Genomic DNA, 9,239 nt, shown 5'->3' on the forward strand with positions numbered 1-9,239 from the left:
GAGGAGCCGATGACCCCGGCGGTGACCGGCTTCCGCGACCACGTGCTGGCGACCGCGGGCCGCCATCCCTCAGCCCAGTGAAGCCGCCAGCTCCACCAGTGTCCGGGCCGCGAAGCCCGTCGCTCCCGGCACCACCTCGTCGTAGTTCTTCTCCGACCGCGCCGGTCCCGCGATGTCCAGGTGCGCCCACGGCAGCCCGGCCGTGAACTCGCGCAGGAACAACGCCGCCGTGATGCTGCCCGGGCCGCCCGGGGTCTGCCGGACGTCGCCGAACTCGCCGCGGACGTTCTCCGCGTAGTCCTCGACCAACGGCATGCGCCACCACGCCTCGCCCACGCGCGCGCCCGCCCCGATCACCGCGTCAGCCAGCGAAGAATCCGAAGCGAACAACCCACCCGTCCGCAGGCCGAGCGAGACCTTCATCGCTCCCGTCAGCGTCGCCGCGTCGACGACGTAGTCCGGGGTGAACCTGCGGATGCCGTAGGCCAGCGCGTCCGCCAGGACCATGCGGCCCTCCGCGTCGGTGTTGCCGACCTCGGTCGTCTTGCCGCCGTAGTGGCGGACGATGTCGCCGGGACGGTACGACGAGCCCGACACGTGGTTCTCCGCCGCGGGCACCAGCGCCGTCACGCGCACCGGCAGGCCGAGGGCCGCGATCGCGCGGGTGGCGGCGATCACGGCCGCGCCGCCCGCCATGTCCGTGCGCATCAGGTGCATGCCGTCGGCGGGCTTGATGGACAGGCCGCCGGTGTCGAACGTGATGCCCTTGCCGACCAGCAGCAGGTGCTTCGAAGCGCCCGCCGGGCGGTACGTCATCTCGATCAGGCGCGGCGGGCGGGCCGAGCCGCCGCCGACCGCCACGACGCCGCCGAAGCCCTGCGTCGTCAGCCACTTCTCGTCCCGGATCGTCACCTCGACGCCCGGGCCCGCCACCTTCGCCGCCGTGTCCGCCAGCCACGCCGGGGTCTTCACGTTCGACGGCGTGTTCGCCAGGTCGCGGGTCAGCGCCGTCGCCGCGGCCAGCGCCGAAGCGCGCGCGACCAGCTCGGCGGCGGCCGGGTCGGCGGTCACGAGCCGGACCGTCCGCACCGACGGCTTCGGGTCCTCGCCGGACACCTTGAAGCGGTAGCCGCCCAGGAGCAGCCCGAGCGCCAGCTCGGTCACGTGCTCGCCGGACGCCTCCTCCGGCAGCTCGACCTGCACCGCGCGGAACGCCTTGCCCCCGTTGTCGACGTCCTCGGCCAGCGCCGCGTTCACCGCGCGGACCAGCGCCGCGCCGGTCTTGCGGTACTGCTTCGGCTCGCCGTCGCCGAGGCCCGCGATCCAGCGGGGACCGTCGCCGGGGACCGTCTGCACGTCGCCCGCCTTGCCGGTGATCCGGATGCCGCCGACCTCGAGGGGCTCGGACTCCACGTCGTCCGCGGGCGCGGTCACGAACCGGGCCGTCGGGGTGCCGCGGCGGAGCTCCGCCGTTACCTCGATGTCGAGCAGACTGGTCGGAACGGGGGGTAGCGGATTACGCACAGTGAGCAACCTCCGGGCGCTGAGGAACCGCGACCCCGGCCTCCGAAGGGAGACCGGGGTGCGACGGAAGGACGGTTCGAGGGAGGCTTGCTAGCCGGTGACCTCCGCCAAAGCGGCGCCGAGGTCCTTCGCTTCTTCCGCGGAAAGTTCGACGACGAGTCGCCCACCGCCCTCGAGCGGTACGCGCATCACGAGGCCCCGCCCCTCCTTAGTCACTTCGAGGGGACCATCTCCGGTCCGGGGCTTCATGGCCGCCATAGCGTGCTCCCTCCGTCTCAACCGGCGCGCCCGGGTCGCGCTCGCGTGAAAGCCAGCCGGGTCTGGTGTCCATTGTCCCTCATCAGCGGCCGGGCGCATCAGCGGACCGATCTTTTGCCGCCGTATCGGTGCTGGTATGCGGCTCGCGCGAGGTGAAAGACTGTGACCGACCGATGTATCCGCGCAAGGAGAAGACGTGACCACATCCGACGTCCTGCTGATCGCCGACGCCGACGGGGTGCGCACCCTCACCCTCAACCGGCCGCAGGCGTACAACTCGCTGACCGTCGAGCTGAAGGAAGCACTGCTCGCGGCGCTGCGCGAGGCGGCGGACGACGAAGCCGTCCGCGCGGTCGTGCTCACCGGTTCGGGCAAGGCGTTCTGCGCCGGCCAGGACCTGAAGGAGCACGTGGGGCTGCTGCAGGCGGGTGACCCCGCCCCGCTACACACGGTGAAGGAGCACTACAACCCGATCGTCAAGGCGATCGTGTCGATGGCGAAGCCGGTGATCGCCGCGATCAACGGCACCGCCGCCGGTGCCGGGGCCGCCTTCGCCTACGCCAGTGACCTGCGGATCGCCGCCGAGTCGTCGTCGTTCCTGATGGCCTTCGCCAACGTCGGGCTCGGGCCGGACTCGGGGGCGTCGTGGACGCTGCAGCGGCTGGTCGGCTACGGCCGCGCCGCCGAGCTGATGCTGCTGGCCCGGACCGTCGACGCGGCGGAGGCGCTGCGCCTCGGCCTGGTCGGCGAGGTCGTGCCGGACGAGGAGCTGGCGGCGCGCGCCCAGAAGGTGGCGGCGAAGCTGGCCAACGGGCCGACCGTCGCCTACGCGAAGATCAAGGGCGTGCTCAACCTGGCCGCGCAGTCGACGTTCGAAGAGGCCCTCGACGCCGAGGACGCCGCCCAGACCGCGCTCGGCGCGACCGCCGACCACACCGAGGCCGTCGAGGCCTTCGTCGGCAAGCGCAAGCCGAACTTCCAGGGCAAGTGACGTCGTGAGTGTTTAGTCGGGTTAGAACCCGACTAAACACTCACGACCGGGCCCGGAAGCAGCCGGAGACGTGGTCGTCGACCATGCCGGTGGCCTGCATCAGCGCGTAGCACGTCGTCGGGCCGAGGAAGACGAAGCCGCGCTTCTTCAGCTCCTTGGCCATCGCCTTGGACTCGTCCGTGATGGCCGGGACGTCGGCCATCGTGCGAGGACGGCGATGCGACGTCGGCGCGAACGACCACAGCAGGTCGTCCAGCGGCGTGTCCAGCGCGGCGATCGCCTGCGCGTTCTTGATCGCGGCCAGGATCTTGGCCCGGTTCCGCACGATCGACGCGTCCTGCATCAGCCGCTCGACGTCGGCGTCGCCGAACTTCGCCACCTTCGCCGGCTTGAACCGCTTGAACGCCTTCCGGAAGTTCTCGCGCTTGCGCAGGATCGTGATCCACGAGAGCCCGGACTGGAACGACTCGAGGCACAGCCGCTCGTACAGCTCGTCCTGGCCGTGGAGCGGGACGCCCCACTCCTCGTCGTGGTAGGCCACGTAGTCCGGGGCCGAATTGCCCCAGCTGCACCGCGGGACGCCGTCGGTGCCGAACAGCTCACTCATCCCCACCCACCGAATAGTTCTCCGCGAACCGCGCGAACCGCCGCAGCGACTGGCGCACGCCCAGCGCGAACGCCGGGCGCACCACCGGCCAGCCGAGCCGGCCCAGCGGCCCGAACGGCAGCCGCAGGTGCTCGGCCCAGACGAACGTCGAGCGCGTCGCGCCCTTCGCCACCACCTGGAACACGCCGGTGCCCTGCACGACGCTGCCGAGGTGCCGGACGGCGCACCGCACCGGCGGCTCCCAGCTCGTGATCTCCATCTTGTCCGTGAACCCGATGCCGGCCACCCCGGTGAACGCCGAAAGGCGCGACCCGACGCTGCGGCCGTTGCCCGCGACGACCTCGACCTCGGTGCCGAGCATCCACTCGCCCTGGCGCGTCCAGTCGGTGAGCGCGAGCCAGGTCGTCCCGGCCGGCGCGCGCACGTCGACCGACAGGATCAGATCCGTCACTGGGCCCCTTCGGGCGCGCTTTCCCGGTCGCGCTCGCGCTGCTCCAGCTCGGCGACCCGGGCGCGCAGCTCGTCCAGCTCGACGCCGAGCCGGCGCAGCACCCAGTCCACCTCGGACATCTTGTAGCCGCGCAGCACCAGCTGGAAGCGGACCTCGGTCAGGTCCTCGCCGGTGATGTCCTCGGCGGGCAGCCGCGTCGGCGAGCTGCCCGGCGGCAGCGGGGCGAGCTCCTCACCCCGGCCGAAGACCACGGCGGCCAGCAGGAACACCACGGCGGCCACCAGCAGCATGACTACGAGGTAGATCAGCGCGGTCGTCACGCGACGATCGTGGCATACCCACCCCAGGATCGTCTCGCGAGCACGACGAGCCGCAGCGAAAGCAGCACCCAGGCGACCATCAGCACCGCGCACGGGACGCTCAGGAACAGCCGTGACGCGTCCACGAACCCGGTCGCGCTGATCAACAGCCCGACCGAAGCCAGGTTGACGCCGACCGCGATCGCGATGAGGGTGCCGCAGAACCGCGCGAGCCCGGTGCCGTCGAGGTGGCGGCTCAGCCAGCGGATGCCGAGCAGCGCCAGCACGCCGATCACCGGCACGACGAACACCGCGCCGTGGCTGACGTGCGTGACGACCTTGTACCACCCCGGCGTCGGCGTCGAGATCCTCGTCCACTCGCCGAAGGTGAGGATCCGGGCGTAGTCCCACGCGATCTGCATCGCCGGGACGCCGATGACGAGCTTCCACAGCGTGCGGACGCCACTGAGCATGCCCAGCTCGGCCTGGTAGTCGCGGGCGACGACGGCGGCCGGGCCGAAGTCGGCGACCGCGCGGCGCTCGGCGTCCTCGTCGCTCCAGCCGCCCGCGCGGTACGCGTCGGCGGCGTCGTGCAGGCCGTCCCTGGCCTCGTCCAGCAGGTCGGCCTTGAACCGGCCGCAGCCGTGCAGCCTGCGGTCCAGGTCGCCCAGGTATTCGTCGATCATGCCCCCAGCACTCCCCCGATGACCGTGGTGAACTCCCGCCACTCCGCGCGTTCGGCGGCCAGGGCCTGCTGGCCGGAGCGCGTGAGCCGGTAGGTGCGCCGCTTGCGGCCGGAGACGACGTCCCACTCGCTGGCCAGCCAGCCGGCCCGCTCGAGCCGGCGCAGCGCCGGGTAGACCGTGCCGGTCGGCAGGTCGAGCGCGCCGTCGCTGCGCAGCTGGAGCGCCTCGATGATCGCGTAGCCGTGCAGTTTCCGGCCGTCGAGCACCGCCAGCAGCAACGCGTCGAGGTGCCCGCGCAGGGTGTCCGCCTTCATAGGTACGCAGTCTACGCATCCCACCCCGGAAAGGCTATTGCCCGACGGCGGGGGACACACCCGGGGATTACCCGGAGATGACCCGGATCTCATGGGTTTTGTGCCTACATGTAGTCAGACTACGTATATAGTCGCTCGGCATGGACGCACTCCCGGTCGCGAGACTCCAGTTCGCGACGACGACTTCGTTCCACTTCCTGTTCGTGCTGCTCACGCTGGGGTTGGTCACGATGGTGGCCGTGATGCAGACGCGCGCGGCGGTCGGCGGCAAGCCCGAACTGCTGCGGATGACCCGCTACTGGGGCCGCCTGTACGTGATCAATTACGCGCTGGGGATCGTCACCGGAATCGTGATGGAATTCCAGTTCGGGCTGACCTGGACCGGGCTTTCCGCTTTCGCCGGTGACGTCTTCGGCGCACCGCTGGCCATCGAGACGCTGGTCGCGTTCTTCCTGGAGTCGACCTTCCTCGGCCTGTGGATCTTCGGCTTCGGCCGGCTGCGCAAGTGGCTGCACCTGGCGCTGATCTGGCTGGTCACGCTGACCGCGTACGCGTCGGCGCTGTTCATCATGCTGGCCAACTCGTTCCTGCAGAACCCGGTCGGCAGCCGGCTCGAAGGCGGCACCCTGCACCTCGACGACTTCGGCGCGCTGCTCTCGAACCCGGCACTGGTCGCGTCGCTCCCGCACGTCGTCAGCGCCGCGCTGGTGACCGGCGGGTTCTTCGTCGTCGGCGTCAGCGCGTACCACTTCCTGAAGCGCACGGCGGAGGTCGAGTTCTTCCGCCGTTCGATGCGGCTCGGCGTGGTCACCGCGCTCGTCGGCTCGATCTTCGTGGTCAACCAGGGCTTCGCTCAGTTCGGCCAGCTGAAGATGTACCAACCGGACAAGCTGCACGAAGCGGCGGTGGGCGCGCCGCTCGGCGTGATGATCACCCTCGGGTTCGCGATGTTCCTCTGCGCGCTCCTCGGCACGCTGCTGCTGTTCCGGAACTGGCTCACCAAGGCGCGGTTCTTGCACTACCTGATGGTCGCGGCGATCCCGCTGCCGTTCGTCGCGTCGATCATGGGCTGGCTGGTGCGCGAACTCGGCCGTCAGCCGTGGCTGGTCTGGGGGAAGCTGCGCACCGCCGACGCCGTCGCGGACGTCCCGGCCGGCCAGATCCTGTTCTCCTTCATCGCTTTCTCGCTGCTGTTCGCCGCGCTCGCGGTGGCCGACTGGGTGCTCATGGCGCGGGTCGCCAAGCGCGGCCCGGACCCGGTCGACGAGCCGGCCGAGCTGCCCGTCCTGAGCGGAGTCTGACCGATGGTGACCTTGTGGTGGTGCGTGCTGGGCCTGCTGACCTGCGGGTACTTCGCGCTCGCGGGCTACGACTACGGCGTCGGGATGCTCCTGCCGGTCTTCGAGACCGACGAACGGCGGCGGCGGCAGACGCTCGGCGCGCTCGGCCCGTTCTTCTTGGCCAACGAGGTGTGGCTGGTCGCCGCGGTCGGGCTGCTGTTCGGCGCGTTCCCGCACCTGGAGGGCAAGGTGTTCGCCGGGGCGTACGTCCTGGTCGTGACGCTGCTGCTCGGCCTGGTGACGTTCACGGCGTCGATGCAGCTGCGCAGCCGCCGCCCGGACGCGCGGCGCGGCGCCTGGACCGCGGGCATCGTCGGCGGCGCGCTCGTGACGGCGCTGTCGTGGGGCCTGTTCCTCGGCAACCTCGTGGCCGGGCTGCCGCTGGCCGCCGACGGCTCGCCGTCCGGGGACGTCCTCGCGCTCTTCAGCCCGTACGCCGTGCTGTGGGGGCTCGGGTTCGTGGCGCTGTTCGCCTTGCAGGGCGCGGCGTTCCTCGCCGTGCGCGCCCCGGCCGAGCTGACCGGGCGCGCGGTGCGGCTGGCCCGCGCGTTCACCGCGCCCGTGTTCGCGTTCCTGGTGATCACCACGGTGTGGAGCGCCTTCGCGCTCGACGGCGTCACGGCGCTCGGCGTGGGTGTCGCGGTACTGGCCTTCGCCTCGCTCGCCGCCACCCGGCTCGGCTTGGCGCTGCGGCGGAACCGCCTCGCGCTCGTCGGCTCGATGGTCCTGGCCGCCTGCCCGGCCCTGCTCGCCGGCACGCTGCGGTTCCCCGCGGTGCTGGTCTCGCCCGGGTACGCGCTGACGGTCGAGCAGGCGGCGACGGCACCGGGGACCTTCGCGCTCCTGGCGTGGTTCGCGCCGCCGTCGGTGCTGGTGCTGCTGGTCGTGCAGTGGCTGACCTGGCGCGCCCACCGCCATCCCGTCGACCAGCGCTCGCTGCTGCACTTCTAGGGGGAACGCCGTGCCCGCTCTGCCCGGACTCCGGCGCTACCTGGCCGTGCTGGCCGCGCTCGGGGTGCTCACCGCCGCTTCGGTGCTGCTCCAGGCCGAAGGTCTCGCCACGCTGCTCACCGGTGGCGGCGTCTCGCTGTTCCTGGTCGTCGCGATCGCCGCGCGGGTACTGCTTTCATTGGGCCACGGCGTCCTCAGTGGACGGTTCGCGGCTTCGGTGCGCGCCGGCCTGCGCCGCCGGTTGCTCGATTCGCGCGCCGACCGCGCGGGTGTCGTCGCGACGCAGGTGACGCGCGGGGCCGACGCGACGGACAGCTACCTGACCGGCTACCTGCCGTCGCTGGTCGTGTCGGTGGTGATGCCGGTCGCGGTGATCGCGCGGCTGTTCACGACGGACCTGGTGTCGGCGCTGGTCGTCACGGCGACGCTCCCGCTGATCCCGGTCTTCGCGATCCTCGTCGGCAAGCACACCGCGGCGCGCACCGAGCGGCAGTGGTCGCTGCTGCTCCGCCTCGGTGGCCATTTCCTCGACGTGGTGCGGGGGCTCGGGACGCTCCGGGTGTTCGGCCGGGCGGCGGCGCAGGCCTCGACGGTCCGGTCGATGACGTCCGCCCACACCGACGCGACGATGAAGACGCTGCGGATCGCGTTCCTTTCGGCGCTGGTGCTGGAACTGGTGGCGACCATGTCGGTGGCGCTGGTGGCGGTGCCGATCGGGTTCCGCCTCCTCGACGGCGGCCTCGACGCGCGAACGGCGTTGCTGGTGCTGGTGCTGGCCCCGGAGGCGTACCTGCCCCTGCGCGCGGCGGGCGCGAAGTTCCACGCGGCGGCCGAGGGGTTGACGGCGTTGCGGGAGGCCCTCGCGGTACCGGTACTCACCCCTCGGCAGGCGGTTTCGACCCGGCGGCGGGGTGCGCCTTCGCTGGAGCTGGACCGGGTTTCGGTGTGCTACGACGGTGTTGCGGTGTTGTCCGATGTGGACCTGCGGGTGCCGGCGGGGGCGCGGATCGCGTTGGTGGGACCGAGCGGGTCGGGCAAGAGCACGCTGCTGGCGGTGCTGCTGGGGTTCGTGACGCCTTCGTCGGGGCGGGTGCTCGTCGACGGGGTGGACCTGCGTTCGCTGTCGCCGGACGACTGGCTCGCCGACGTGGCCTGGGTGCCGCAGCGGCCGACGCTGTTCCGGGGGACGCTGGCGGAGAACATCGCGTTGGGGCAGCCGGCCGACGTTCCGGCCGCGGCCCGGGCCGCGGCGCTGGACTCGGTGGCGGCCGGGTTGCCCGCGGGGTACGACACCCAGGTGGGCGAGCTGGGCGAGGGCCTGTCGGCGGGCCAGCGGCAGCGGGTGGGGCTGGCGCGGGCGCTGGCCCGGACGTCGGCGGGGCTGGTGTTGCTGGACGAGCCGACGACCCGGCTGGATTCGCGGACGGAAGAGACGGTTTTGTCGGCGACCCGGCGGTTGCTGCCGGACCGGACCGCGGTGCTCGTCGCCCACCGGCCGGCGATGGTGACGCTGGCGGACCGGGTGGTGGAGCTGCGGGACGGCCGGATTCGCGCGGAGGTGGCGGCGTGAACCTCTGGGCCGTGTCCACAAGGGACACTCTCCGCCTCGTCCGCGCCGCCCTCCTCGGCGCCGGAGCCGAACTCGCCGCACTGGCCCTCATGGCCACCGCCGCCTGGCTGCTCCTCCGCGCCGCCGAACGGCCCCCGCTCGGCGCGCTCACCGTCGCCATCGTCGGGGTCCGGACGCTCGCCCTGCTCCGCGGCGGCCTCCGCTACGCCGAGCGGCTCGCCGGGCACGAAGTCGTGCTGCGCTGGCTC

At 71.9% G+C, this 9,239-nt stretch carries 11 protein-coding genes and 1 pseudogene; 5 read left to right on the forward strand and 7 right to left on the reverse strand.

The genetic code is table 11. The features are described 5' to 3' along the window. Positions 1–69: 69 nt before the first annotated feature. Complete coding sequence (locus tag G3I65_RS46890) at positions 70–1,524, reverse strand: M17 family metallopeptidase (RefSeq protein WP_160701839.1); 1,455 nt, start codon at positions 1,522–1,524, stop codon at positions 70–72. Positions 1,525–1,614: 90 nt separating this feature from the next. After that, on the reverse strand, positions 1,615–1,782 hold the full coding sequence (locus tag G3I65_RS46895) for a DUF3117 domain-containing protein (RefSeq protein ID WP_013222969.1): 168 nt from the start codon (positions 1,780–1,782) through the stop codon (positions 1,615–1,617). A gap of 196 nt (positions 1,783–1,978) precedes the next feature. Between G3I65_RS46895 and G3I65_RS46900 the strand changes: the two genes are divergently transcribed. Further along, on the forward strand, positions 1,979–2,773 hold the full coding sequence (locus tag G3I65_RS46900) for an enoyl-CoA hydratase-related protein (protein ID WP_160701840.1): 795 nt from the start codon (positions 1,979–1,981) through the stop codon (positions 2,771–2,773). A 40-nt stretch (positions 2,774–2,813) separates the two neighbouring features. Here the strand turns inward: G3I65_RS46900 and G3I65_RS46905 are convergent, their stop codons facing one another. From G3I65_RS46905 to G3I65_RS46925, 5 genes are read right to left on the reverse strand one after another with little or no spacing between them, the layout of a single operon-like run. After that, the gene (locus G3I65_RS46905) at positions 2,814–3,380 is read right to left on the reverse strand and encodes a DNA-3-methyladenine glycosylase I (RefSeq protein ID WP_160701841.1); all 567 of its coding nucleotides are present in this window, start codon (positions 3,378–3,380) and stop codon (positions 2,814–2,816) included. After that, on the reverse strand, positions 3,373–3,831 hold the full coding sequence (locus tag G3I65_RS46910; protein ID WP_125307112.1) for an SRPBCC family protein: 459 nt from the start codon (positions 3,829–3,831) through the stop codon (positions 3,373–3,375). Before G3I65_RS46910 ends, G3I65_RS46905 begins: the two co-directional genes overlap by 8 nt. Then, positions 3,828–4,151: a DivIVA domain-containing protein gene (locus G3I65_RS46915; RefSeq protein WP_160701842.1), complete on the reverse strand. Its 324-nt coding sequence runs from the start codon at positions 4,149–4,151 to the stop codon at positions 3,828–3,830. Before G3I65_RS46915 ends, G3I65_RS46910 begins: the two co-directional genes overlap by 4 nt. Next, positions 4,148–4,816, reverse strand: coding sequence for a permease prefix domain 1-containing protein (locus G3I65_RS46920; protein ID WP_160701843.1), 669 nt, complete (start codon positions 4,814–4,816; stop codon positions 4,148–4,150). The genes G3I65_RS46915 and G3I65_RS46920 overlap by 4 nt, the downstream gene beginning before the upstream one ends. Further along, positions 4,813–5,130 (reverse strand): helix-turn-helix transcriptional regulator, encoded by a 318-nt coding sequence (locus G3I65_RS46925; protein WP_125307115.1) that lies wholly within the window; start codon positions 5,128–5,130, stop codon positions 4,813–4,815. Before G3I65_RS46925 ends, G3I65_RS46920 begins: the two co-directional genes overlap by 4 nt. 140 nt (positions 5,131–5,270) lie before the next feature. Between G3I65_RS46925 and G3I65_RS46930 the strand changes: the two genes are divergently transcribed. From G3I65_RS46930 to G3I65_RS56710, 4 genes and pseudogenes are all read left to right on the forward strand, one after another. After that, entirely contained in the window at positions 5,271–6,431 is a 1,161-nt protein-coding gene (locus G3I65_RS46930) for a cytochrome ubiquinol oxidase subunit I (protein WP_160701844.1), read from the forward strand. Between the two features lie 3 nt (positions 6,432–6,434). Beyond that, a complete protein-coding gene (gene cydB / locus G3I65_RS46935) occupies positions 6,435–7,421 on the forward strand; it encodes a cytochrome d ubiquinol oxidase subunit II (RefSeq protein WP_160701845.1) in 987 nt (328 codons plus the stop codon). Positions 7,422–7,431: 10 nt separating this feature from the next. After that, positions 7,432–8,991, forward strand: a complete 1,560-nt coding sequence (gene cydD, locus G3I65_RS46940; protein ID WP_309236028.1) for a thiol reductant ABC exporter subunit CydD — start codon at positions 7,432–7,434, stop codon at positions 8,989–8,991. Continuing rightward, a pseudogene (locus G3I65_RS56710) lies at positions 8,988–9,239 on the forward strand (thiol reductant ABC exporter subunit CydC); the annotation flags it as partial. The gene cydD and the pseudogene G3I65_RS56710, both read left to right, overlap by 4 nt.

Source organism: Amycolatopsis sp. SID8362 (assembly GCF_010550475.1).
In the GTDB taxonomy this organism is placed as follows: domain Bacteria; phylum Actinomycetota; class Actinomycetes; order Mycobacteriales; family Pseudonocardiaceae; genus Amycolatopsis; species Amycolatopsis eburnea.

Bases quoted from the DNA above. Each gene is read 5' to 3' on its own strand.
- G3I65_RS46895 (WP_013222969.1), bottom strand. From the start codon at position 1,782: ATGGCGGCCATGAAGCCCCGGACCGGAGATGGTCCCCTCGAAGTGACT.
- G3I65_RS46925 (WP_125307115.1), bottom strand. From the start codon at position 5,130: ATGAAGGCGGACACCCTGCGCGGGCACCTCGACGCGTTGCTGCTGGCG.
- G3I65_RS46930 (WP_160701844.1), top strand. From the start codon at position 5,271: ATGGACGCACTCCCGGTCGCGAGACTCCAGTTCGCGACGACGACTTCG.
- G3I65_RS46905 (WP_160701841.1), bottom strand. From the start codon at position 3,380: ATGAGTGAGCTGTTCGGCACCGACGGCGTCCCGCGGTGCAGCTGGGGC.
- G3I65_RS46920 (WP_160701843.1), bottom strand. From the start codon at position 4,816: ATGATCGACGAATACCTGGGCGACCTGGACCGCAGGCTGCACGGCTGC.
- cydB (WP_160701845.1), top strand. From the start codon at position 6,435: ATGGTGACCTTGTGGTGGTGCGTGCTGGGCCTGCTGACCTGCGGGTAC.